The sequence below is a fragment of the Fundidesulfovibrio sp. YSD1 genome, assembly GCF_055397115.1.
In genome coordinates this window covers 2,682,472-2,706,450 of record NZ_AP043666.1, presented here as the reverse complement: position 1 = coordinate 2,706,450, position 23,979 = coordinate 2,682,472, and the positions used below count along the sequence as shown (strand labels likewise).

General features: G+C 68.8%; 19 protein-coding genes and 1 riboswitch. Of the genes, 7 read left to right on the top strand and 12 right to left on the bottom strand.

Features of this window, described 5'->3' with window-relative positions; genetic code table 11:
- Positions 1 to 14: 14 nt before the first annotated feature.
- From ACZ5V4_RS12685 to ACZ5V4_RS12665, 5 genes are read right to left on the bottom strand one after another with little or no spacing between them, the layout of a single operon-like run.
- Positions 15 to 1,889 carry a polysaccharide biosynthesis protein gene (locus ACZ5V4_RS12685; RefSeq protein WP_464315225.1) on the bottom strand — a complete coding sequence of 625 codons (1,875 nt, stop codon included), beginning with the start codon at positions 1,887 to 1,889 and terminating at the stop codon, positions 15 to 17.
- A complete protein-coding gene (locus ACZ5V4_RS12680) occupies positions 1,879 to 2,919 on the bottom strand; it encodes an MraY family glycosyltransferase (RefSeq protein ID WP_464315224.1) in 1,041 nt (346 codons plus the stop codon). Before ACZ5V4_RS12680 ends, ACZ5V4_RS12685 begins: the two co-directional genes overlap by 11 nt.
- Entirely contained in the window at positions 2,916 to 3,806 is an 891-nt protein-coding gene (locus tag ACZ5V4_RS12675; RefSeq protein ID WP_464315223.1) for an NAD-dependent epimerase/dehydratase family protein, read from the bottom strand. Before ACZ5V4_RS12675 ends, ACZ5V4_RS12680 begins: the two co-directional genes overlap by 4 nt.
- Positions 3,799 to 4,692, bottom strand: a complete 894-nt coding sequence (locus tag ACZ5V4_RS12670; RefSeq protein WP_464315222.1) for a glycosyltransferase family 2 protein — start codon at positions 4,690 to 4,692, stop codon at positions 3,799 to 3,801. Before ACZ5V4_RS12670 ends, ACZ5V4_RS12675 begins: the two co-directional genes overlap by 8 nt.
- A complete protein-coding gene (locus tag ACZ5V4_RS12665; protein WP_464315221.1) occupies positions 4,667 to 5,782 on the bottom strand; it encodes a glycosyltransferase family protein in 1,116 nt (371 codons plus the stop codon). Before ACZ5V4_RS12665 ends, ACZ5V4_RS12670 begins: the two co-directional genes overlap by 26 nt.
- Before the next feature lie 249 nt (positions 5,783 to 6,031).
- On the opposite strand from ACZ5V4_RS12665, the gene ACZ5V4_RS12660 reads away from it, so the two are divergent.
- From ACZ5V4_RS12660 to ACZ5V4_RS12640, 5 genes are all read left to right on the top strand, one after another.
- Positions 6,032 to 7,084, top strand: a complete 1,053-nt coding sequence (locus ACZ5V4_RS12660; protein WP_464315220.1) for a glycosyltransferase — start codon at positions 6,032 to 6,034, stop codon at positions 7,082 to 7,084.
- A gap of 40 nt (positions 7,085 to 7,124) precedes the next feature.
- Positions 7,125 to 7,538: a hypothetical protein gene (locus ACZ5V4_RS12655; RefSeq protein ID WP_464315219.1), complete on the top strand. Its 414-nt coding sequence runs from the start codon at positions 7,125 to 7,127 to the stop codon at positions 7,536 to 7,538.
- Positions 7,531 to 9,105: a GMC oxidoreductase gene (locus tag ACZ5V4_RS12650; protein ID WP_464315218.1), complete on the top strand. Its 1,575-nt coding sequence runs from the start codon at positions 7,531 to 7,533 to the stop codon at positions 9,103 to 9,105. Before ACZ5V4_RS12655 ends, ACZ5V4_RS12650 begins: the two co-directional genes overlap by 8 nt.
- Positions 9,102 to 9,956, top strand: coding sequence for an NAD-dependent epimerase/dehydratase family protein (locus tag ACZ5V4_RS12645; protein WP_464315217.1), 855 nt, complete (start codon positions 9,102 to 9,104; stop codon positions 9,954 to 9,956). The genes ACZ5V4_RS12650 and ACZ5V4_RS12645 overlap by 4 nt, the downstream gene beginning before the upstream one ends.
- Positions 9,957 to 10,191: 235 nt before the next feature.
- A complete protein-coding gene (locus ACZ5V4_RS12640; RefSeq protein WP_464315216.1) occupies positions 10,192 to 11,274 on the top strand; it encodes an NAD-dependent epimerase/dehydratase family protein in 1,083 nt (360 codons plus the stop codon).
- A gap of 138 nt (positions 11,275 to 11,412) precedes the next feature.
- Here the strand turns inward: ACZ5V4_RS12640 and ACZ5V4_RS12635 are convergent, their stop codons facing one another.
- The 3 genes from ACZ5V4_RS12635 to ACZ5V4_RS12625 all read right to left on the bottom strand — a co-directional run bounded on the left by ACZ5V4_RS12635 (position 11,413) and on the right by ACZ5V4_RS12625 (position 15,178).
- Positions 11,413 to 12,963 (bottom strand): hypothetical protein, encoded by a 1,551-nt coding sequence (locus ACZ5V4_RS12635; RefSeq protein WP_464315215.1) that lies wholly within the window; start codon positions 12,961 to 12,963, stop codon positions 11,413 to 11,415.
- 97 nt (positions 12,964 to 13,060) lie between these two features.
- Complete coding sequence (locus tag ACZ5V4_RS12630) at positions 13,061 to 14,242, bottom strand: GGDEF domain-containing protein (protein WP_464315214.1); 1,182 nt, start codon at positions 14,240 to 14,242, stop codon at positions 13,061 to 13,063.
- Positions 14,243 to 14,353: 111 nt separating this feature from the next.
- Complete coding sequence (locus tag ACZ5V4_RS12625; protein WP_464315213.1) at positions 14,354 to 15,178, bottom strand: 4Fe-4S ferredoxin; 825 nt, start codon at positions 15,176 to 15,178, stop codon at positions 14,354 to 14,356.
- 274 nt (positions 15,179 to 15,452) lie between these two features.
- On the opposite strand from ACZ5V4_RS12625, the gene ACZ5V4_RS12620 reads away from it, so the two are divergent.
- A complete protein-coding gene (locus ACZ5V4_RS12620) occupies positions 15,453 to 16,589 on the top strand; it encodes an MFS transporter (protein ID WP_464315212.1) in 1,137 nt (378 codons plus the stop codon).
- A 67-nt stretch (positions 16,590 to 16,656) separates the two neighbouring features.
- On the top strand, positions 16,657 to 17,736 hold the full coding sequence (locus ACZ5V4_RS12615) for an NAD-dependent epimerase/dehydratase family protein (RefSeq protein WP_464315211.1): 1,080 nt from the start codon (positions 16,657 to 16,659) through the stop codon (positions 17,734 to 17,736).
- Between the two features lie 77 nt (positions 17,737 to 17,813).
- Here ACZ5V4_RS12615 and ACZ5V4_RS12610 read toward each other — a convergent pair whose 3' ends face one another.
- From ACZ5V4_RS12610 to ACZ5V4_RS12595, 4 genes are all read right to left on the bottom strand, one after another.
- Positions 17,814 to 19,883, bottom strand: a complete 2,070-nt coding sequence (locus ACZ5V4_RS12610; RefSeq protein ID WP_464315210.1) for a ribonucleoside triphosphate reductase — start codon at positions 19,881 to 19,883, stop codon at positions 17,814 to 17,816.
- On the bottom strand, positions 19,807 to 20,538 hold the full coding sequence (locus ACZ5V4_RS12605) for a radical SAM protein (protein WP_464315209.1): 732 nt from the start codon (positions 20,536 to 20,538) through the stop codon (positions 19,807 to 19,809). Before ACZ5V4_RS12605 ends, ACZ5V4_RS12610 begins: the two co-directional genes overlap by 77 nt.
- Before the next feature lie 229 nt (positions 20,539 to 20,767).
- Positions 20,768 to 20,966: riboswitch (cobalamin riboswitch) on the bottom strand.
- Positions 20,967 to 20,979: 13 nt separating this feature from the next.
- Positions 20,980 to 21,576 (bottom strand): glycerol-3-phosphate 1-O-acyltransferase PlsY, encoded by a 597-nt coding sequence (gene plsY, locus ACZ5V4_RS12600; RefSeq protein ID WP_464315208.1) that lies wholly within the window; start codon positions 21,574 to 21,576, stop codon positions 20,980 to 20,982.
- 187 nt (positions 21,577 to 21,763) lie between these two features.
- Positions 21,764 to 23,878 (bottom strand): ribonuclease catalytic domain-containing protein, encoded by a 2,115-nt coding sequence (locus ACZ5V4_RS12595; protein ID WP_464315207.1) that lies wholly within the window; start codon positions 23,876 to 23,878, stop codon positions 21,764 to 21,766.
- Positions 23,879 to 23,979 lie beyond the last annotated feature (101 nt).

Below are 23,979 nucleotides of genomic sequence, written 5' to 3'. Positions count from 1 at the left end.
CCGTCCCCCCGGCCCTACCCGGCCAGTTCCATGAGCAGTTCGCGCACCGCGCGGGCGTCGCGCTCGCCCAGCAGCGCGCGGAGCCTGTCCATCCGGGCGTCCAGGCCGCCCGGCACGTCTAAGGGCTCGTTGGCCTTCATGATCTTCGGATGCGGCGTGCCCTCGGCGTTGCTGCTGGCGATGAGCAGCTCCTCGTAGAGCTTCTCACCCGGGCGCAGGCCCGTGAACACGATCTCCAGGTCCCCCCCGGGGTTGGCCTCGGTGCGCTCGGAATAGCCCGCGAGCCGGACCATCTTGCGGGCCAGGTCCGCGATCTTCACGGGCTCGCCCATGTCCAGCAGGAATATCTCGCCGCCCTCGGCCATGCTCCCGGCCTGGATGACCAGTTCCACGGCCTCGTGGATGGACATGAAGTAGCGCGTCACCTCGGGGTGCGTCACGGTCAGCGGCCCGCCGCGCGCGATCTGCTCCTTGAAGAGCGGGATCACGGAACCCGAGGACCCGAGCACGTTGCCGAAGCGCACCGCGCAAAAGCTCTGGCCGCTCCCCGCGTCCTGGGCGCGCCTGGCGAAGCCCTGCACCACCAGCTCCGCCCAGCGCTTGGTCGCGCCCATGACGTTGGTGGGCCGCACGGCCTTGTCCGTGGAGATGAGCACGAAGGTCTTGACCCCGGCGTCATAGGCTGCCCGGGCCAGGATCATGGTGCCCAGCACGTTGTTGCAGGCCCCCTCGACCACGTTGCCCTCCACCAGGGGCACGTGCTTGTGGGCCGCCGCGTGGTAGACCGTCTGCACGCCGTGCTCCGCGAAGAGCTGCGACACGAGCCCTTTGTCCTTCACCGAGCCCAGCACGGGGACCAGCAGCATCCCTTCCGGGGCGTGCAGGGCGCGCTCGATCTGGTAGAGAGCGAACTCGTTGGCCTCCAGGAGCACCAGCCGGGAAGGCCCCAGGGCCATGATCTGGCGGCAGAGCTCCGAGCCGATGGACCCGCCAGCGCCCGTCACCAGCACGGACTTGCCCGTGACGCAACGCCCGAGCAGGTCGGGGTCGGCCTCCACCATGTCGCGCCCCAAGAGGTCGCCGATGTCCACCTCGCGCACCATCTTCACCAGGTAGCGCCCGTCGGCCAGCGACGTCACCGAGGGCAGAATGCGCGCCCGGACCGGGAACTGCTCCAGAAAGTCCAGGATGCTGCGCATCTTGGCGACCTTGGCCGAGTGCTGCGTGACGATCACGTCGTTGATCTCGAAGCGCTTGATGAGCATGGGCAGCTCGGAAAGCGCGTAGACCCGCAGGCCGTCCACGTCCTTGCCCTGGAGCGCGGGGTTGTCGTCCAAAAAGCCCGCGGGGAAGAGCTCGCGCCCGCAGCGCAGCGACGTCGCCAGCTGCCGCCCGGCCATGCCCGCGTCGTAGATGAGCACCTGCTTGCCCGAGAAGCGCCTGCGCGTGGGCGTCCACAGGGCCCAGCGCGCCGCGAAGCGCGTGCCGCCCACCAGGACCATGCCCATGAGCCAGTACAGCACCGGCACCGAGCGCGGCAGCCCCTCCGCGCCGGTGATCTGCGTCATGAAGGCCAGCACGGCCCACATCAGCGCGGCCAGGGACATGCCCTTGATCACCAGGAGAAGCGCCTGCTCGCCCACGTAGCGGATGACCGAGCGGTAGAGCCCGAGCGCGAGAAACACGGGCAGGCCCAGCACGGGCGCCATCAGCATGAGCAGCACCTGGTAGTGGTTGGGCTCGAAGAGGTAGCCGAAGCGCAGCGTGTAGGCGGCCCAGGCCGCGAAGAAAAGCGAGGCCGCGTCGGTGGCGAGCATCAGGCCCATCTTGGCGGGCCTGGGCAGGGTCACCAGCGAGTTGAACAACCGTTCCAAAAGCCTATAGAGCATGATCCGGCCTTCCAGCGCCTGCCGCGAAAGCGGCGGCGGCCAAAGGGACATACGCCAGAGAGACCCAGGCAGCCGTCCAGCCGGGCCAGCATTGGCAGGCCCACGCCAGGGGGGCCAGCCAGAGCATATCCACCGCCAGCAGAAGAAGCGTCACCCTGAGGTGACCGGCCTTGCGCGGCCCCTGCCAGCGCCGGGAAAGCCGCTGGTAGGCGTGGCTGCGGTGGGCCTGGCGCCAGGGTTCCCCGCGCGCCATGCGCGCGAGGAGCGTCACCGTGGCGTCGGCCACGAACGCGGCCCCGAGTATGGCCCACGCGCCCGGGGCCATCCACCCGGCCCGCACGGTGGCGAGTGCCAGGGCGAAGACCATGAACGCGGCCCAGGTGCTGCCCACGTCGCCCATGAAGATGCGCGCCGGCGGCCAGTTGAGGGCCAGGAACCCGGCCACGGCCGAGGCCAGGCAGACCATGGCCCCCACCTCGCCGGACGCCCCGGAGGACGGGTCGGCCAGCACGCACAGCACGGACGCGGCCACGAGCATGAACACGGCCTGCGCCGAGGCGATGCCGTCGATGCCGTCCATGAAGTTGAACAGGTTGACCCACCATGCGCCCGCGAGGAGCGTACACCCGGCCAGTGCCCAGGCCGCGAGCCCACCCCAGGGGCGCAGCTCCGGCCAGCCGGGCACGTTAAGCACCGTCAGCAGCCCGGCGCACACCGCGAGCTGCACGCCGAAGCGCACCCTGGCCGAGAGGTGGCGCACGTCGTCCAAGTACCCGGTCACGGCCAGGGGGGCGGCCAGGCCCAGGGCCGCCCAGAGCCAGGGCGAGCCCTGCCAGGCGAACCAGGCCGTGGCGACGGTCCCGGCCGCAACGATGCCGAGCCCACCGCCGCACGGGGTGGGCTTCTCGTGGCTGGAGCGGTGGTTGGGCTGCTGCACGAGCCCGAGTCTGCCCGCCCGGCCGAGCACCCACAGGGCCACCGCCCAGGAGGCGAGCGCGCTGGCCGCGCTCATGGGCACGAGCGCGCTCACGGGCGCACGTCCTCGGGCGTGAGCTCGAACCGGCCCGGGTCGAAGCCGAAATCGCGGGCCGCGTCGTCGTGGCCAAAGTCCATGTCGCGGTTCATGCGCTCGGCCATGGCCGCGCTCCAGCCCCGGCAAGGGGGCAGCAGGCGCGCGAGCCCCACGGCCGCACGGATGAGCCCGAGCGGCACGGGCACGAGCCTGGGCGCGCGGCCCATGGCCCGGAACACGGCCTCGGCCATCTCGCGGTAGGTGAGCGTGCTGGCCCCGGAGATGTCGTAGGCCCGGCCGGAGACCCGGGCGAAGAGGGCCCGGGCGCAGGCGGCCGCCACGTCGCGCGCGTGCACGGGGCGGCGCTTGCCCGAGGCCTGGCCGAACACGGGGAAGAAGCCGAACCGGCGGATGAAGCGGGCCATCTGGGCGATGTTCTTGTCCTCGCCGCCGCCGTAGATCAGGGTGGGCCGAAGAATCACCCACTCCACGCCCCGCGCCCCGGCCCAGCGGGCGAGCTCCTCCTCGGCCGAGGCCAGCCTGCGGGCGACCTCCTGCTCGGCGGGGTCGGACGAACCTGATTTGGTGTACAGGCTCGTGGAGGAGACCGCCGCCACCCGGCGCGCGCCCAGGACCTCCAGCAGCCCGAAATGTTCCGGAAGGCACCAGATGGGCGCGGCGCAGACCCACAGGGGCACGGATTCCCCCACGGCGGATGCGGCCAGGGGCTCGCCCCCGGGTTCCGGAAGCGTGAACCAGCGCGCGGGATCGCCCCCTTCCGGGGCGCCACGGCGCGAAAACGCGGCGACCCGCGCCCCCGAAGCCGCAAGCAGGGGCGTCAGGCGACTGCCCACCAGACTCGTGGCCCCGATCACCCCCACCATGGAGCCGGCCGCGCTAGGCACGCGCAAGCCCCGCCCGGGCCAGGAGGCCCTTCGCACCCGACAGGCAGGCCAGCGCGGCGAAGCGCAGCCACACCCCGGCCACCACGAGCCCCCAGAGCGCCCTCGGGTAACGGTCGCGGTAGAACTTGCGGTAGAAGCGGACCATGCCCTTGTGCTTGTGCCACTCCACGAACAGGCGCAGGCCCTCTCCGCACGCGCCCTTCACGTGCGTGACCGGCGCGTCCGGCACGAAGAGCACCTTCCAGCCCTTGAGGTGGAAGCGCATGCACCAGTCCAGGTCCTCGCAGTGCAGGAAGTAGCCTTCGTCCCAGGCCCCCACGTCCTCCACGGCCTCGCGCTTGACGAGCATGCACGAGCCGGACACGGCCTGCACCTCCACGGTCGCGTGCGGCAGGGGGTCCTGGTGGCGCTGGAAGTCGCGCAGGAACCCGGAGAGGCCGAACGCCTTGACGAAAGCCTTGCCCGGGGTGGGGAAGTCGCGCCTTCCGCCGGGCTGCTCCGTGCCGTCCGGGTTCACCACGAACCCGCCGGCCATGCCCGCGCGCGGATCGGCCCCGAGGGCGGCGGCCAGGCGGCGCAGGGCCCCAGGGTCCAGCACGCTGTCGGGGTTCAAGAAGAGGATCATCGGGGCGGACGTGGCCGCGAGCCCGGCGTTGCAGGCCTTGGCGAAGCCCAAATTGCTCGCGTTGCGGATCACGCTGACGCGTTCGGCCGGGACGGTCCTGGCGAGCTCGGCCAGGCTGGCGTCCCTGGAGGCGTTGTCCACCACGACCACGCGCGCGGCCCCGGCGGCGAGGATGGACGCCACGCAGCCGGACAACAGCCCGCCGGCGTTGTAGTTCACCACCACCGCGTCGCACTCAGGGGAGGACGAAGGATGCGTCAAAGCGGGCCTCCCAGGAATTTTCGGCGCGAAAGTCCATGATCTCGTCCACGCCGCACCGCCAGGACAGCGCCGCCTCCGCGATCCGCGAGGGGTGCGCGTCCCTGTCCAGGATGAACACCCCGGGTTCGGACCGCCGCAGGGCCATTTCGCCGAATCCCGTCGAAACGACTGGCAATCCCAGTGAGCGATACTCGTAGTACTTGATCGGGTCAACCGAGGCCGTGAGTTCCGTCAGCTTGAAGGGGATCAGGCCCGCGGAGAACTCGCGCATGAGGAGCAGGGCCTCGGCGTGGGCGCGGGGGGGCAGAAGCTCCACGTTGCCCGGCAGCGGCCCCGGAGGCGGCACGTGCACCGGGCCAACCAGGCGCACGGACACGCGCGGATTGGCCTCGGCCAGGGACGTGACCAGCCCCCAGTCGAACCAGTGCCCGATGGTGCCCACGTAGCCGAGCACGGGGCGCGCGTCCGGAGGACCCGCCAGCCTGGGCTGCGGCAGCCGGTCCGAGGCGCAGGCGTTGAGCGCCTTGGAGAGCCTCCCCGCGTGGCGCGCGAAGCGGCGCGAAAGCTCGGTGGAGGACACGACGATCCTGTCCGCGCGGTCCTCCACCGCGCTCTCGCAGCGCTGCATGGAGCGGCGCGAAAGCCCGGTGTAGAACGCCGGGAAGTTGTCCATGGCGTCGTAGAACGAAGGGACGCCCGGGTGCCTGGAGAGGATCTCCAGGGCCAGGCGCGACGGTTTTCCGACGCCGAGCACCGCACCCCCGCCGGAGACGAACGCGTCCACCTCCCGGAGCACGCCGCGCCACAGGGGCCTGTTGGCCTGGCGCAGGCCGGGCAGGGGCTCCACGGGAAAGGACCTGGGGCGCAGCACGCGCTCGGCCCCGGGCGCGTGCCCACGGGGCGGGCAGGCCGCCACGGGCCGCTCCAGGCGGCACAGCCTGCGCAGGTCGGAGGCGTCGGGCAGGCGCGTGGGATAGGGATCGATCCAGAGCACCGATGCGCCGTGCCGCACCCGGCACCACTCCACGAACTGGTGGGGACGCTGGTCGAAGCTGTCCCATGGAACGGGAGAGAGATATACAAGGCGCATCGCGCCGTACATAATCCACAGGTCATCCAAGATCAATAGCGCCCGCCGGCCTTGCTTGCTTCTTTGCGGTCCGGCCACGGCGTGACGCAATCGTTACCGTCGCGGCTGCGTTCCGCTGTTGCTCTTTGGCATGTTTTATGAGATTATTCTATGTCATGCTGTTGCCGGAAACATGCCCTGCGGCATTCCGGCCCAGGCGGGCGTCCGCCCGCACAGCGAAGCCATCATCCCCTCCCGGAGGTCGCCTGGGTGCATCCTGAAAACATTGTGGTCGTCATTCCCGCGTACAATCCGCTGCCGCGCCTCGCCGACATCGTCCGGGAACTGGCGGACCAGCCCGTGCGGGCCATCGTGGTGGTCAACGACGGCAGCCACGTCTCCAGGGCCTCGGTGTTCAAGGATGTCGCGGCGATCTCGCCCAAGATCACGGTGCTCACGCACGGCGTGAACCTGGGCAAGGGCGCGGCCCTGAAGACGGCCTTCAACCACGTCCTGGTCGAGCACCCGGACGCCCTGGGCGTGGTGACCATGGACGCGGACGGCCAGCACCGCATCCCGGACGCCATGAACCTGGTCCGGGCCCTGGCGGCCCGGCCGGACACGCTCTTCATCGGGGCGCGAGCCTTCTCGGGCGAGGTGCCCCTGCGCAGCCGCTTCGGCAACACGCTCACGCGCCAGGTGTTCAAGCTCCTGGTGGGCAAGAACCTCACGGACACGCAGTCGGGCCTGCGGGGCATCCCCCAGAACCTTCTGCCGAGGCTCATGCTGGTGAGCGCCCGGGGCTACGACTTCGAGTTGGACATGCTCATCGAATGCAAGATGAACCAGGTGGACATCCGCGAGGTGCCCATCGAAACCATCTACGAGGACGGCAACCCCACCTCGCACTTCAATCCCTTCCTGGATTCGCTGCGCATCTACCTGGTCTTCATCCGTTTCACGCTGTCCTCCACGCTCTCCTCGGTCATCGACTACATCATCTTCCTGATCACGTTCATGCTGTTCAACGAGCTGCTCCTCAGCCAATTCATGGCGCGCTTCGTAGCGGGAGTGGTCAACTGCATGATGAACTACAAGTTCGTCTTCAAGTCCGACAGGAAGTTCGTCATAACGTTGTCGCTGTATTTCTCCCTCCTCACGTTCATGGGCTTCGTCTCCTACGGGCTGATCAGCTTCATGACGCAATACTTCGGCATCAACACGCTCCTGGCGAAACCCATAGCCGAAGTGACCCTTTACATCTTCAACTTCATAATCCAGCGGGACTTCATCTTCCTCCGGAAGCCTGTCCTCGAAAAATAAGGCCGATGAACCGCCCCATGGCCATCCGCGAGAGGACCTGATGCCCCAGACCCTGGACGACGACGCGCTCAGGCGCGAGGCAGCCCACCTGCACCGGGCCTTTTTCGGCGGCGACCCGCCCCCCGAGGTGGCCGCACGCTACGCCGCGGCCTGCCGGGCCTGCCTCTCGGGCGCCGACCCGCGCGAGGAGCGCGCCGTGGCCGAGGTGGTCCGCCTCAGGCTCGACCCCGAGGCCGTGGAGTTCGCCCTGCGCCTGCGCGGGAAAAGGCTCCTGACCAAGAAGATCCAGGCGCTCTTCTACCTCTGCGAGGTCCGCAAGGACTACCTGGGCCATTTCTTCAACACCGGCGAGCCCCGCCCGGCGGCGATCCTGCGCCTGGCCGGCGCGCTGGCCACGGCCGCCTTCAAGGCCGCCAAGGGGTTTGTCCTTGTCGCACGACACCGGCTTGGTTGAGACGATCATCATAGGCAGCGGCGCGGCAGGGGCCTCGGCCGCGCTGGGGCTCGCCCGGGCGCAGGAAAAGCCGGTCATGCTCGACGTGGGCTATCCGCCGGAGCCCGTGCCCGGCCTGGACGGGAACATCTTCGAGGTGCGCAGGCGCTCCCAGGACCTCTTCGGCTGCCTGGTGGGCGAGAACTTCGAGAGCCTGCACAACCTGCACAAGCGCAAGATCAGCCTGAAGCTCAAGTCCCCGGGGCTTCAATACATCATCAAGGACAGCGAGCGGCTCTCCCCCGTGAGCGAGGCCCGCAACTTCGAGGGCGTGATGAGCTTCGCCCAGGGCGGGCTGGCCAACGCCTGGGGCGCGGGCGTGTTCCGCTTCAACGACGCGGACCTGGAAGGCTTCCCGCTCACGGCGGACGAACTGGCCCCGCACTACGCCGAGCTCACCGAGCACGTGGGCATCTCCGGAACCTCCGACGACCTGGACCCCTGGTTCGGCCCGGCCCAGGGGCTTTTGCCGCCGCTTGAGCTCTCGCGCATCGCCACCCGGCTCTTCGGCGGCTACGCCCGCCACCGCGAGCACTTCCGCGCCCAGGGCCTGGCCATCGGGCGGCCCAGGCTGGCCGTGGCCTCCGTGGACCACCGGGGCAGGCGGCGCTACGACTACGAGAACCTCGAATTCTTCAAGCCGCACCTGGAGGCGGTCTACTCGCCCGCGTTCACCGTGCGAGAACTGGCCGAAAAGGGCGAGCTGGACTACCGGCCCGGCGTGCTGGTGGAGCGCTTCGTCGAGCACGGGGACCACGTGGAGGTCCTGGCCAGGGGCGCGGACTCGGGCGAGCCCATGCGCTTTCTCGCCCGCCGCCTGATCCTGGCCGCGGGCGCGCTCAACTCGGCCAAGCTGGTGCTGGCCAGCCGGGGCGACACCTCCACTCGCCTGCCGCTTCTGGACAACCCCATGGCCTGCGTGCCGCTCTTCCACCTGCCGCTGGTTGGCGCGCGCTTCGAGCCGAGGGAGTCGAACCTCGGCCAGGCCTGCATCGTGTACGAAGGCGCGGACAGGCTCGTGCAGGGCACCTTCTACGGCACGGGCGGCCCCCTGCGCACGGACATGCTCTTCGATTTCCCCCTGACCGTGGGCGCGAACCTGGCCGCCGCGCGCTATCTCGCCCCGGCCATCGGCGTGTTCATGCTCTTCTACCCCGGCAGGCAGGACCCGGACAGCTTCCTGCGCCTGACCCCCGAGGGCAGCCTGGACATCTCCTTCGCGCCCCAGCCCAAGGGGCCGGCCGAGAAGGCCGTGATCAAGGCCTTCCGCAAGATAGGCTTTTACGGCCACCAGGCCCTGTGCATGTACCCGGCCATGGGCCAGGGCATCCACTACGCCGGGCTTCTGCCCATGCGCCGCAACCCCGGCCGCTACGAGACCGACCGCTGGGGCCGCCTGGAGGGGTCGGACAAGGTCTACGTGGTGGACGGCGCCTGCTTCAGCTCCCTGCCCGCCAAGAACCTGACCTTCACGGTCATGGCCAACGCCCTGCGCATCGCCGGGGACATCGTCGCGGGGCGCGCGTGAAGGTCTTCATAACCGGCGTCACCGGCTTTTTGGGCCAGGCCCTGGCGCGCGACCTGGAAGGCGCGGGCGCGCTCGTGGCGGGCTCCTCCTCCAGGCCCCGCGCGGACGAAGCCGGGCGGGCGCTTCCGCTGAGCCTCGGCGACCCGGTGGAGCCCGGGATGTTCGAGGGCGCGGGCGCGGTGGTGCACTGCGCCTGGGACCTGCGCCCCGGTTCCATGGAGCGCAACGTGCAGGGCACGCTGGCCGCCCTCGCGGCCGCGGCCGAGGCCGGAGTGGCCCGGCAGGTATTCGTGAGCTCGCACTCCGCGCGCGAGGACGCCGTGGGCGAATACGGCCGGGGCAAGTTCGCCCTGGAGGCCGCCTTCCTGGAGGCCGGGCACGCCGTGGCGCGCCCCGGGCTCGTGGCCGGGCCGGGCGGGCTTTTCGGGCGCATGTGCGCGACCCTGGCCACGGCGGCCGTGGTGCCGCTCATCGCCGGAGGCAGGGATCAGGTGGCCCTGGTGGGGTTGGCCGACTGCCTGGCGGCCCTTCGCGCGCTGACCCTCGAGGGCCGCCCCGGGGCCTGGAACCTCCTGACCGAGGAGTTCGTCAGCCAGCGCAAGCTGGCCGAGGCCGTGCTGGCCCGGCTCGGGCGCACGGCCCCTATCGTCGCGGTGCCCGAGGGCCTGGCCATGGCCGTCGCCCGCGCGGCCACGGCGTTCGGCCTCCGGCTGCCCTTCAGCGCGGAGCAGATCGAGGCCATGCGCCTGAACCGCCGCCCCGTGCACGTCTCGCACCTCCGGCGCTTCACGGCCGGATACACGCCCCTGGAAGAGATCGTCGCCGCCGCCCTGCCCGCGTCAAATCCTTGATCGCCAGGCGGTGCTCCGCCCCGCACACCCCGGCAGGACGCTGTCCTGCACCTGCCAGGGCAGTGCCTGCCCCTGGACCCGGCGATAGCTTCGCGGGCTTCACCGGTTGCTCTGGCCTGGATCGCAGGCAAAGCCCTCGTTCGGCACGGATGTTGCTTATTGATTTCGCGCGCCTGCGGCGGTAACAGCCCGCCCTGCCGCGCGTTTCCGCATTTCGCGCATCAAGGAGCACCGCATGTCTGTCGCCATCGTCACCGGCTCGGCCGGGCTGATCGGTTCCGAAACCGTCCGCTTCTTCGCGGGCAAGGGCTTCGACGTCGTGGGTATCGACAACAACCTGCGCAAGACCTTTTTCGGCGAGGACGCCTCCACCGAGTGGAACCGCCAGCGACTGGAGCAGGATCTGCCCAACTACACCCACTACGACGCAGACATCCGCGACAACGAGGCCATCTCCCGCATCCACGCCCGCTACGGCAAGGCCGTCTCGGCCGTGATCCACTGCGCGGCCCAGCCCTCCCACGACTGGGCGGCCTCGGACCCGTTCATGGACTTCTCGGTCAACGCGAACGGCACGCTGGTGATGCTGGAGAACTTCCGCAAGCACTGCCCCGAGGGAGTGTTCATCTTCACCTCCACCAACAAGGTCTACGGCGACACGCCCAACCACCTGCCCCTGGTGGAGCTGGAGAAGCGCTTCGAAATCGCGCCCGGGCACAAGTGGGAGGGCGGCATCGACGAGACCATGTCCATCGACCAGACCAAGCACAGCCTCTTCGGGGCCTCCAAGGTGGCGGCCGACGTGCTCGTGCAGGAATACGGGCGCTACTTCGGCCTGAACACGGGCGTGTTCAGGGGCGGTTGCCTCACGGGCCCGGCGCACTCGGGCACCATGCTGCACGGCTTTTTGTCGTATCTCATGCGCTGCTGCATCACCGGGAAGAAATACTTCATCTACGGCTACAAGGGAAAGCAGGTCCGCGACAACATCCACTCCTTCGACCTGGTGAACTCACTGTGGCACTTCTTCGAGAAGCCCCGCGTGGCCGAGGTCTACAACATCGGCGGCGGGCGCTACTCCAACTGCTCCATGGCCGAGGCCATCGACCTGTGCCAGGAGATCACCGGCCGGGAGATGAACGCCCAGTACGACGAGACCAACCGCATCGGGGACCACATCTGGTGGATCTCCGGGCTCTCCAAGTTCGAGGAGCACTACCCCGGCTGGAAGATCACCTACGACGTACCCAGGATTCTTCAAGAAATTCACGAGGTGCAGAAGGACGTGATGGACGCCGGCGCGGCCGGGGCCTGCTAGCGGCCCGTTGAATAAACCCCGCTGACTGCGTTGCCTCGGAAAAGCCAAACCCTCACGTATGCGAAATACGCATCGGGCTTGGCTTTTCCTCGCGCCTTGCCAGCCGGCTTTTTGAACGGACCGCGGGAATAGGTCTTTTCAAACGCGCGGCGGGCGGCCCGGGGAAAACCGCCCCTTGACCGCGACGATCCCGGCCAGGGCCGCCAGCACGAACACCGGGTCGAACGGGTTGCGGAACTGGATCACCGTGTCCGTGCCCGCGTAGGTGGCCAGGAGCATCGCCAGGCTCGTCCCGTAGAGCCAGCGCACTGCCTGGCAGCGCGGCGAGCGCTCGGTGAAGGCCAGCAGCCCGGCCAGCCCCGCCACGAAGAACCACGAGGACGCCTTGGCCAGCGCGGCCCAGGCTTGCGCCGCCAGCGGACCGGGGCGCACGGCCCTGAAGAAGTCCGGGTAGCGCTCCAGATAGTCCTGCTCGGCGGCCCGCACGGCCTGGACGGTGCGAGGGTCCGGCGCGAAGCGCCCGGAGCCGGAGGAGAGCCAGTACACGCTGGAGCTCCCCAGAATTTCCACCTCGCCCGGCAGCCCGGGCTTGCCCATCCCCAGAATCCCCTTGTGGCGCGTGGCGGCTTCCGGCTCCGGCCAACGCTCGCGCACCTTGCCGAAGATGTCGAACTCGTCGCTGGAAAAGACCAGCCACAACGAGTCGCGCACGCCCGCCAGGTACTGCCGGGGATTGCGCGCCAAGGCCTCCAGCGCGGCGTAGCGCAGCGTCGAATACCCCGAATCCCAGCCGAAGGCCCTGTCGCTCAGGCCGACCAGGTCCGCGAACATGAAGCTGTCCCCGGCGGAAAAGAACAGCTCCAGGTCCACCTGCTTCTCCCTGTACTCCTTGCGGGGCAGGAGGTCCCTGGCCACGGCCGAGGCCAGGGCCTGTGACGCCGGGCCGTTCAGTGGGTCCAGGGCCCGCTCCAGGATGAACAGGCGGTAGGCCGGGATGATGGCGGCCCCGCCCCTGGCCACGGTGAACTGGCCGTAGCGCAGCCCGTTGTGCGCGGCCCAGGAGGCGCACAAAAGCGCGAACGTCAGCAGGAACGCCCCGCAGAGTTTGATCCGCGCCCTTGCGGCGATCCCGGGCAGAAAGAGCGCGCCCAGCCCCAAAAGTCCGAAAAGCTGCCCCGAGGGCCGGATCATGGCCAGCACGAAGCAGAGCGCGCCCAGCCCGGCCCAACGCCGGGGCGTGGGCCTGTCGAAGGCGGCCAGGGCGGCCGCAGCGAGAAAGGCCACCCCCGCGCAGAAGGGGCTCTCGCTGGACACCGTGCGCCAGACCAGGTTGTAGGACGGAATGAGGCAGAGCACGGCCAGCAGGGCCACGGCCACCGCCGTTCCCCAGCGCAGCCGCACCGCCCGGGCGAGCACGGTCAGGCTCGCGGCGAAGAGCGCGCAAAGCCCGGCCTCCACCAGGGCCAGCCCGCCCAGCGAGTCGAGTAAACCGAAGAACAGGGGAGCGCCCGGCGTCCTGTAGAGCATGAGCAGGTGGTCCACCGGCTCGGGCAGGAAGAGCTGCGCGTAGTAGGACATGTAGGTCAGGAAGTCCCGGCCCTGCTGCACGCTGTTCACCAAACCCCAGGCCTGGTGCGCGGCCGCCAGGCACGCGAAGGCGAGCGCGTCGGGCAGCACGGCGCGGGCCAAGCCGCTTGGGCGCGGAGGGCTCGGAAGCGCTTGCGGGGAAGGTTTCTTCATGCGCCGGGCAGGATAGCCGCCCGCCGGGGCCTTGCCAAGTCCGGGCTCAGCAGTCCCGGCAGACCCTGTCGCGGCCTTCGCGCTTGGCCTTGTACAGGGCGGCGTCGGCCCTGGAGGCCAGATCCTCGAAATCCTCGCGGCCCAGTTCGGCCACCCCGAAGCTGGCCGAGACGCTCACCCCCTCCACGGGGGAGAACCCGCGCAACGCGGCGCGCAGCCTCTCGGCCATGACGCAGGCGGCCTCCAGGCCGGTCTGGGGCATGATCACCGCGAACTCCTCCCCTCCCCAGCGCCCGAATGTGTCCACGTCGCGCATGACCTCCCGGCAGCGCATGGCCACGGCCGCGAGCACCGCGTCGCCCACGGCGTGTCCGTGGGTGTCGTTGACCGCCTTGAAGTGGTCCAGGTCGAAGACGATCAGGCAGAGGGGCTGGCCGTAGCGCCGCGCGAGGCGCATGTCGTGGCGCGCGGTCTCGACCAGCTTGCGCCTGTTGGCCAGGCCGGTGAGTTCGTCGGTGTTGGCCAGTTCCTCAAGCCTGGCGCGCGCCTGGTCGAGCTCGCGCTCCATGCGCTCCTGGGTCAGGGCGATGAAGCCGTAGACCACGAGCACCGCGCAGAACACCGTCATGAGCGACACCGCCCCCATGAGCGGGTCATCCGAGAGGACCTCCGCGTAGGGGGGGCTCGTGGCGGCAACGCCCGCCCGCACCGTCAGCGTGGCGGAAGAGTACAGCAGGGCCCCCGAAAGAAGCGGCTGCGCGGAATAGCGCGCCTTGCCCCTGAGCCCGGCGAGGAGGGGCTCCACGGCCGCGCTCCCCAGGATGAAGGCCATACCCAGGCTCAGGCAGGCGATGCGCATGTTCAGGTCGTCGTACGCGAAGAAAAACCAGTAGCACCCGGCCAGGGCCACGACGGCCACGCCCAGGTTGATTTTCGCGAAGCGACCGCCCTGATTGTAGGAGTGGAAGCGCGCGATCCCCTGGCGCACCAGCAAGGCGTGGGCCAGAAGCAGGGGGTTGGCCAGCACCGCGGGAAGCGTCTGCTCGCCGTAGCCGGAGCGCAGGAAAAAGCCCGTGAACCCGGCCACCCAGCACAGCTGGGCCAGGGTCCAGCAGCGGAACCCCGGATAGGTTTTGCGGGTCAGGTAGGTGTGCAGGAGCACCAGGCCCAGCGCCGCGTGGAGCACGAGCCCGATCAGGGCGATGGTGGTGGTGTCGAGGATGGGCATGAACGGCTGTCCCAAAATCCTGATGCGGCTTCGCTGGCTCCCTGGCGCATTCCCCCCCGGCAATTCATCACCTCGGGGGGAAAGGGCGCGCACGGCGGGAACCCGGCCGGTTCAATCTTCCTTGTGTTTCGAGGGGGGGATGCGAGACTCGCAGGGCACCCCGGCCTGGCACAGCCCGCAGCTGTTCACGGGCACGCCCATCTGGGAGCTCTCCACGTGCGGGGAGGTGATCTCGCGGATGTAGCGCTTGCAGGCCACCTTGTCGTGGCCCAGGCGCGAGATGGCCTTGGCCGGGCAGCGCTCGGCGCAGGCCAGGCACTTGCCCGTGGTGTGAAACAGGCAGTAGGCCCGGTGGTTCATGCCGTAGGGCCTGGGAGTGGAGGGAAGCGCCAGGCGCGCCACCACCGAGCCCACGCGCACGGCCTTGCCCGCCGGGGTGATCAGCCCGTCGGAAAGCCCGAACGTGCCAAGGCCGCAGGCGAAGGCCGCGTGCCGCTCGGACCAGGTGGAGGCGTAGCCGTGCCGGTCCGACACCTCCCTGCGCCACTGGGGCATGAGCGCCGGGGCCACGGCGCGCACCCCGGCTTTGGCCAGCCTGCGCACCAGTTCCACGCGCATGAACTCGTTGAAGCCCTCGCCGTGCAGGCGGGCCTGGCTCCAGCGCTTGGAGGGCATGCCCTTGGCCTTGCGGTGGTCGCCCTTGGTGGCCTTGGTCTGGGGCAAGACCCAGGAGATCACGGTCAACTCCCCGGGGGCGGGGTCTTCGTCGGGGAAAGCGAGGCGGAAGGCGTCGAGCGGCCTCCAATGGAAGGGGCCGATATCCTCGGAGATGCACTCCCAGGCTTCGTCCCCGCCGGAGCAGAAGCCCACCAGCGGCGTGTCGAAGGCAGGCTCGGGAAACTGCGGGTCCAGCCGGTTTTCCCGTGAAGTGGACAATTCAAGGAGGATATCCTGGATATCAGCGGCCTTAAGCATCGGCAATCCGCTATCCACCACCTCAGAGGTTGTCAATGCCCTGGCCGAATCAGACCTACGAGGATTCGATTGGTCTTCTTTGCAGGACGTCCCAGGACCAGGAAAGGCGCGGGGCGGCAATTTCCCGGCACGAAATGTTAGCGCCCGTCACGAAGGCCGTTTCGGCCCCCTCTCGACCCAAGCCCGTTTTTCTGTCATGTTCCGCCACTTCGCAAAGCACCGGGAGGTTTTTTTCATGTCCTCAGCGCAACGCCGCATGTACATCTTCCTCCTCGTCGCCACCATCGCCTCCCAGGTGGGCATGCAGGGCTGGGTGACGCTCATCAACAACTTCGCCGTGGACGCGGCCGGGCTGGACGCCTTCGGCATGGGCCTGGTGCAGTCCGTGCGCGAGGTCCCGGGGTTTCTCTCGCTCCTGGTCATCTACCTGCTCCTGGTGTTCACGGAGCACCGCGCGGCCGCGCTCTCCGTTTTGGTGCTGGGCCTGGGCGTGTCCATGACGGGCTACCTGCCGAGCTTCTGGGGCATCGTGTTCTCCACGCTGATCATGTCCACGGGCTTCCACTACTACGAGACGCTCAACCAGTCGCTCTCGCTTCAGTACTTCAGCCTGGAGATGGCCCCGGTGGTGCTCGGCAGGCTGCGCGCGGCCTCGGCCCTGGCCAACATCGCCGTTGGCGCGGCCGTGTTCGCCCTGGCCACGCGCATGGACTACAAGCACATCTTCCTGCTCATCGGCGGGGCCGTGACGCTCATGGGCCTGTGGGCCGTGTTCCAGGACCCGTCGGACAAGTCCCTGCCGCCGCAGCACAAGCGCATGATCCTCAGAAGCCGCTACTGGCTCTTCTACGCGCTCACGTTCCTTTCCGGGGCGCGCAGGCAGATCTTCATGGTCTTCGCGGCGTTTCTGCTGGTGAAGAAGTTCGAGTATTCGCTCATGGCCATGAGCGCGCTCTTCGTGGTGAACAACCTCGTGGCCTGGGTGGCCAACCCGATCATCGGGCGCATGATCAACCGCTTCGGCGAGCGCGCGCTCATGAGCGTCGAGTACGTCACGGCCGCGCTGGTCTTCACGGTCTACGCCTACACCGACTCGCACATCCTGGCCGGGGCCATGTTCATCCTGGACAACCTGGCCTTCAACTTCGCGGTGTGCATCCGCACCTACCTGCAGAAGGTGGCGGACAAGCCCGACATCGCGCCCTCCTCGGCCGTGGGCTTCACCATCAACCACGTGGCCGCGGTGTTCATCCCGGCCATGGGCGGCTGGCTGTGGACCATAGACTACCGCATCCCCTTCCTGGCCGGGGCCGTGATGAGCGTGATGAGCCTGGGGCTCGCCCAGATGGTCAGGACCGGGCGCAACGGCTGATCGCTTCCTAATCGCGCGCCGCTCTGTTACGCCTGCCGCGAGCACCGCTCACGGAGGCATTCTGGCGATGAAGAAATACGACGGCGCGATCCTTGTCACCGGCGGGGCCGGTTTCGTGGGCTCAAACCTGGCCATGGCCTTCAAGGCCCGCTACCCCGGCCAGGAGATCCTGGTCCTCGACAACCTCAAGCGCCGGGGCTCTGAGTTCAACCTGCCGCGCCTGGCCGACGCGGGCATCAAGTTCCTCCACGGCGACATCCGCAACCCCGAGGACCTGCGCTTCGAGCGCAAGATCGACCTGCTCCTCGAATGCTCGGCCGAGCCCTCGGTGCTGGCCGGGTTCGGCGGCAGCCCGGAATACCTGGTGAACACCAACCTCACGGGCACCATCAACTGCCTGGAGATGTGCCGCGCCCACCGCGCCGACGTGGTGTTTCTCTCCACCAGCCGCGTCTACGCCTACGATCCCCTGAACGCCGTGCCCCACGCCGAGGGCGAGACGCGCTTCGTGTGGTCCGTGGAGGAAGGCCCCCGGGGCTGGTCCCCCGTGGGCGTGGCCGAGGACTTCCACATCTACGGGGCCAAGTCCATGTACGGGGCCACCAAGCTCTGCTCGGAGTTCGTGCTGGAGGAGTACCGGGCCATGTACGGGCTGCGCGGCGTGGTGAACCGTTGCGGCGTGATCGCCGGGCCGTGGCAGTTCGGCAAGGTGGACCAGGGTGTGTTCTCGCTGTGGATGCAGGCCCACCACTTCGGCAGACCGCTCGCCTACATAGGCTTCGGCGGCAAGGGCAAGCAGGTGCGCGACCTCATGCACCCGGACGACCTCTTCGACCTGATCGAGTTGCAACTCGGCGACTGGGCCACGGCCGACGGCGGAATCTTCAACGTGGGCGGCGGCCTGGACGTGAGCCTGTCGCTTCTCGAGACCACCATGCTCTGCCGCGACATCACGGGCAACACGACAGAGATCGCGGCCCGGCCCGAGAACCGCCCGGCGGACATGGCCATCTACGTCACGGACACGGCCAAGGTGCGCCGGGCCTTCGGCTGGGAGCCCAGACGCGGCGCGCGCGAAATCCTCGAGGACCTGCACGCCTGGGTCAGGAAGCACGAACGCGAGCTCGCCCTGCTGGCCAAGCTCTAACCACCCGCCGGCACAATCAAAAAACGGGGCCGGACGATCCCGTCCGGCCCCGTTTCAAGCGCGTATCCAGCCCTTTTCTAGAGCTGCCCGGGCTCGCACCCGCACGTGCCCACGTAGGTCACGCGGTCGGCGTACTCGGCCTTCTTGCCCTTGTTCCAGCGCGACACCGGGCGGTAGTAGCCCACGATGCGCGTGAACACCTCGGCCTCCTCCCCGCAGGTGGGGCACTCGAAGTGCTCGCCGGACATGTACCCGTGCTCCTTGCACACGCTGAAGGTGGGCGTGATGGAGAGGTAGGGGATCTTGGTCATGCGGAAGGCCTTGACGATGAAGTTCTTGAGCGCTTCGGTGTCGGCCACGGCCTCGCCCAGGAAGGTGTGGAACACCGTGCCGCCGGTGTAGAGCGGCTGGAGCTTGTTCTGGTGCTCGAGCGCGGCGATCACGTCCTCGCACAGGCCCACGGGCAGATTGGTGGAGTTGGTGTAGTACGGGGTGCCGTTGCCCGAGGCCTGGATGTCCGAATAGAGGTTCTTGTCGATCTTGGCCAGGCGGTAGCTGGTGCCCTCGGCCGGGGTGGCCTCAAGGTTGTAGAGGTGCCCGGTTTCCTCCTGGAAGCGGCTGGTGATCTCGCGCAGGTGGTTCAGCGTGCGCGTCATGAGCCTGATGCCCGCGTCGGTCTCGATGCCCTTGCCCAGGATGTTCAGGCAGGCCTCGTGCCCGCCCACCAGGCCGATGGTGGAGAAGTGGCCCTTGTAGCCGTTCTTCAGGTAGCGCCCCGAATAGGGGAACATGCCCTTGTCCAGGTTGTCCTGGATGAGCTTGCGCTTGAACTCCAGGGCGTCCTTGGCCAGGGCGGCGTACTCGCCCACCAGATCCAGGAAGTCCTCCTCGCCGTGGGCCAGATAGGCGAGCTTGGGCAGGTTGAGCGTGACCACGCCGATGGAGCCGGTCAAATCGCCCGCGCCGAAGAGCCCGCCCACCTTGTTGCGCAGTTCGCGCAGATCCATCTGCAGGCGGCAGCACATGGAGCGCACGTCCTCGGGGGAGAGGTCGGAGTTGATGAAGTTCTGGAAGTAGGGCGCGCCGTACTTGGCCGTGAGTTCCAAAAGGCTCGACCCGATGGGCGACTCCCAGGGGAAGTCCTCGGTGACGTTGTAGGTCGGGATGGGGAAGGAGAAGATCTGCCCGAAGTAGTCGCCCTCGGCCATGACCTCCAGGAAGGCCTTGTTGAACATGTCCATCTCGGCCTGGAAGTCGCCGTAGACCGCGTCCTGGAGCTTGCCGCCGATGATCACGGCCTCGCCCGCCACGTGCTTGGGCGGGGTGAGGTCGAAGCTCAGGTTGGTGAACGGGGTCTGGCCGCCCCAGCGCGAGGTGGTGTTCAGGTTGAACACGAACTTCTGCACGGCCTGGCGCACCTGGTGGTAGGTGAGCTTGTCGTGGCGGATGAACGGGGCCAGGTAGGTGTCCACGTTGTTGAAGGCCTGGGCCCCGGCCCACTCGTTCTGGAGCGTGCCCAGGAAGTTGACCATCTGGCCAAGCGCCGAGTCGAAGTGCCTGGCCGGCCCGGCCGAGGAGCGGCCCTCGAGGTTGAAGCCCTCGAGCAGCAGGTCGCGCAGGCTCCAGCCCGCGCAGTAGCCCGCCAGGCCGAAGGAAAGGTCGTGGATGTGGAAGTAGCCGTGGTCGTGGGCGGCGCGGACTTCCTCGGGATATTTCTCCAGGGCGTAGCGGGCCTGCACCGTGCCCGAGAGGTGCAGCATGAGCCCCTGGAAGGAGTGGGCCATGTTGGCGTTCTCGGCCACGCGCCAGTCGGCCTTGGAGAGGTAGTTGTCTATGGTGTCGGAGATGTCCAGGTAGGCGGCCTTCTGCTCGCGCAGGGCGCGCCTCTTCTCGCGGTAGATGATGAAGCGCTTGGCCACGTCGTAGAGGCGCGACTCCATGAGCACGCGCTCGACCATGTCCTGCACGTGCTCCTGCCTGGGCACATCCGCTCCGGCCAGCTTCTCCTCCACCTTCCGGGCGAGGCGCTTGGCGAGAAGGGGGTCCTGGATGCCGCTGGCCTTGAGGGCCTTAAGGATTGCCTGGGATATCCGCTCGAGCGACCAGGTCTCCAGACATCCGTCGCGCTTCTCTATCTGCAGGGGCATGCGTGGTCTCCTTGCCGCCGGGGGGCGGCACGTAGAGTTGTTCCTTGAGTGCGAAACCCTCCGGCAGCTGACGCCGGGCGGCGCGCACGTCCTCCGGGGAGAGCCCCGGAACGAGGGTGATGCGGAAAAGAAATGATTGCGGGCGTTCGCTCGCCATGGCGAACACCTGGGCAAGCGCCCCGGCTGCCTCGGCGGGCGAGACGGCCCCGCCGGTGAGCGCGGGGTAGCGCTCCCAGGGGCCCTTCACGTCCACGGCGAACACCGTGGCGGGCGAGCGCTCGAGCACCCGGGCGATCACGTCCGGGCGCATGCCGTTGCTGTCCACCTTAACGGGGAGGCCGAGCGCGGCGAGCTCCTCCACCAGGCCGGGCAAGCCCGGGTCCAGGGTGGGCTCGCCCCCGCAGACCACCACGCCGTCAAGCCAGGCTTTGCGCGCACGCAGGGCCTTCAGCACCGCGCCCGGGTCCAGGACCGGGTGGCGCGAAGGGGTGAACGCGAGCGTTGCGTTGTGGCAGGTGGGGCAGCGCAGGTTGCACCCCCCCAGGAAGAGCACGGAGACGCTCTTGCCGGGCCAGTCGCACAGCGACAGGGGCGTCACTGCCCTGACCCTGGCCCTTGGGGCCTGGTCTTCGCGGCGGGGAGGTTGCGGTTCCATGCTCATAGGCGGTCCGGGTTCAAGTAGCAGATGCAAAGGCCTGGCAAAAGCAAAAAAGATTTCGCTATGCCAGTTAGTTACGGATTTCCAAATCCACGGCGGCCGCGAAGGCGCGCCAGTGCTGCGTTTGTCAAATACGAAAAATAATACGCCCCGATCGGGTGGTGGCGTCCTGGTGCGGGAGAGCCCGCCAGGACGAAACGCGGGAACCATGGCCCGTTCGCGGAGCCTGGCCGATCATCCCCGGATACGTCTTCTGACTTCCGGCCGGGTGGTGCGCGGAGGCCTTCCCGGGTTCTCACCCAGTGGCTCCCCGCCCGTTTTCGTGCCGGTTACAGCAGCGCGCCTGTGACGGATTCACACCGTCTTCCGTTTTCCGGGGCGTACTCGCGAAATGTATGAGCCTCCCCAGGGGGAGTCAAGTTAAAAATTACAACGGCTCTATTCGCCTGACTTTTTTCTCCAGGGCTTCTCTTCCCCGGCCCTCAGGCGGCGGATGTTGTCCTTGTGCTTGGCGATGATCAGCGCGGCCACCACGGCCGTGACCGGCACGGGCGCGAACCCGGAGGCCGCCCACACCGTCACGGGCAGGCTGGCCGCCAAGAGGAGCGACCCGGCCGAGACGAAGCCCGTGAGCGCGATGGTTCCGGCGCAGGCGAGCCCGGAGACCACCGTGGCCCAGGGCGAGAGCGCCAAAAACGCGCCTATGGCAGTGGCCACGCCCTTGCCGCCCTTGAAGTTCAGAAACACCGGGAACATGTGCCCGCCCACGGCGGCCAGGGCCGCAAGCGACGGGTAGAACGCGCCCTCGGACATCTGCCAGGCCACGGCCACGGGCACGAATCCCTTGAGCGCGTCGCAGACCAGGGTGAGGACGCCGAGTTTCGTTCCGCAGAGCCTGGCCACGTTGGTGGCCCCGATGTTGCCGCTGCCGGCGGCGCGCGGGTCGATGCCCCGCGCGGCCTGGGCGATGAAAAGGCCGAAGGGGAAGGAACCGGCCAGGTAGGCCAGGGCGAGCCAGAAAAGCTTGGCGATCACGTGCTGCTCCTTGCGTGCTGTCTTGCCTGGGGCGCTGCCCGCGCCGTGGTGTCCGAAATCTGCCAGAGCGTGGCCTCGCGGTCAACGAAGCACACCCGGCCGCCATTGCAAGCGCTCAAGGCGCGGCATTGCGGGACGCCCAGCCCCCGTGGGCGGACTCCGCGCGGGCGGCGAACCCGGCCGGTCCCTACGCCCCCTGGCCGAACAGGTCGCCCACGTCGGGCTTGTCCTCGGCCTCGCGCGCGCCCGTGACCCGGAACTCGTTGGTCAGCGGGTCCACCTTGCCGATCTTCAGCCAGTAGCGCTGGCCGGGCTGCGCGCGCCCGCCCAGGGTGTCGCTGCCCGCGCGCACGAACAACTGGATCTCCGTCATCATCAGGCTGGCGAACGGGCCGCAGTCCTCCAGGGCCACGGCCTCGAACTCCCGCTCGCGGCCGTGCTCGCGCAGGAACGCGAGCTTCCAGTATCTGGGCCTGAAGCGCTGGATCTGGCCCACCGCGTCCAGGCGCGCGGAGAGGACGGGCAGCATGGCCGCCAACTCCTCGCGCGAAAAGCGCGGGGAGCCCGAGGCCAGGAAGGCCTCCACCTGGGCCAGGTTCACGAAGTCCGAGATGCGCCGAAGCGGCGAGGTGATGGGGCTGTACGCGTCGGCCGCCAGGCTCGCGTGCCTGGCCGGGCGCACGTCCAGGCTGGCCGGGGCCAGCTGCTTGACCACGCGGTGCATCTCCACGGGGTCGGTCCAGATCCCGGCGTAGCCGTGGGGGATGGAGATGTCCTGGGTGCGGTGCAGAAGCGGCACGGCCTTCTCCTGGGCCCAGGCAGCCACCGAGGCGTTGGCCAGGATCATGAGCTCGCTCACGGCCATCTGGGCCTCGGGGTGGTCCGGCGAGGGGGTGATCTCCACGCTCACCGAGTCCATGGGGCCTGAAAGCGATATCTTGGGCTCGGGCCTGTCCATGACCACGGCCCCGCGCTCCACGCGCGCCCGCCTGAGCACGGCGGCCAGAGCGGCCGCGCCCGCCACGCCGGGTTCGGCGGTCCCGGAGGCGAGGGCCTCCTCCACGAACGCGTAGGTCAGGTTCCCGGCCACACGCACCCAGCCGAGCCTGGGGGTGAACTCCGCCGTGTTCCCGGCTTCGTCCAGCACCCAATCGAGGATGAGCGCAGGGCGGTCCTCCCCGGCAACCAGGCTGTAGAGCCCGCAGCCGAGCGTCTCGGGCAGCATGTGGCTGGCCCCCTCGGGCAGGTACAGGCTGGACGCGCGCTCGGACACGGCGCGCCCGAGCGGGCTTTCGAAATCCCAGGAGAGCGTGGGCCTGGCCAGGGCCATGCTCACCTTCCAGCCCGTTGGGGTCTTCTCCACGTGGAAGGCGTCGTCGATGTCCCTGGTGGTGGGCGAGTCGATGCTCACGAAGCGCGCGGGGTCCGGGGCCTGCCTGGCCGCCTCGAAAGCCTCGCGCAGGGCCCCGGCCTCGCGGGCGAAGGCCTCGCTCCAGGCGTCGCCCGGGGCGTACCCGGCCCGGTCCAGGAGCACGTTGTGGTGCCGGTCCACGATGCCCCACTCCATGGCCAGGATCAGGGCCTGGGCGGGGTGCTCGGGCAGGCCCTTGCGCAGGCTCTGCCAGAGCGGGGCCAGCTCCTGGCTGTCCGGATCGGCCATGACCCCGCGCAGAAGGGCCTGAAGCTTGGCCGAGGCCCCCGGGTCCAGCTGGGCGGCCAGCTTGGCCGGGTCCTTGCGCCTGCCCGAGGCCCAGCCGCCCCAAAGCTCCTGGAAGAAGGCGTGGCCCGCGTTGACCACCAGCTCGCGCTCGCGCGCGGCGTCCTGCTCGGCCAGGCGCTTCTCCACGGTCTCGGCGGGGTGGACCTCGAAGTTGGGCGGCTGGAACCTGAAGTGCGTCTTCACGGCGAGCAGCGCGCGGCCCATGGCGGCCACGCGGTCCACGTCCGGGTCCTCGAAGACGAGCCCGGCGAACCACACGGCGGAATTCTGGCTGACCTCGCCCTGGGCCAGCTCCCAGATCTCCAGAGGGTCGATGGACCTGGCCAGGTCCTCGCGCCTGGCCGCGTGCTCGCGCAGTTTCTCGAGCATGGCCTCGCGGTTGAAGCTGCCCTCGAAGCGCGGCCCGATCCAGGGCAGCAGGCGCGAGGCCGTGAGCTTGGTCTCACGCTTGTTCAGGGTGTACAGGCGCAGCTTGTCGCCCGAGGCTTCCTCCACCCAGGCCACATGGGGCTCGTTGCCCTGGAGGAATTCCACGAGGCAGCCGGGGGTGGGGATGGTTTGCATGGACGGATGTCTGGTCAAGTTCGGGACGCCTCCGGCGACGAAAAAAGATGGCCGCTCGCGCGGCGCGTGAAAACAGGATCGAACCGGCCCCGGGCGGATCATTGATCCGCCCGGGGCCT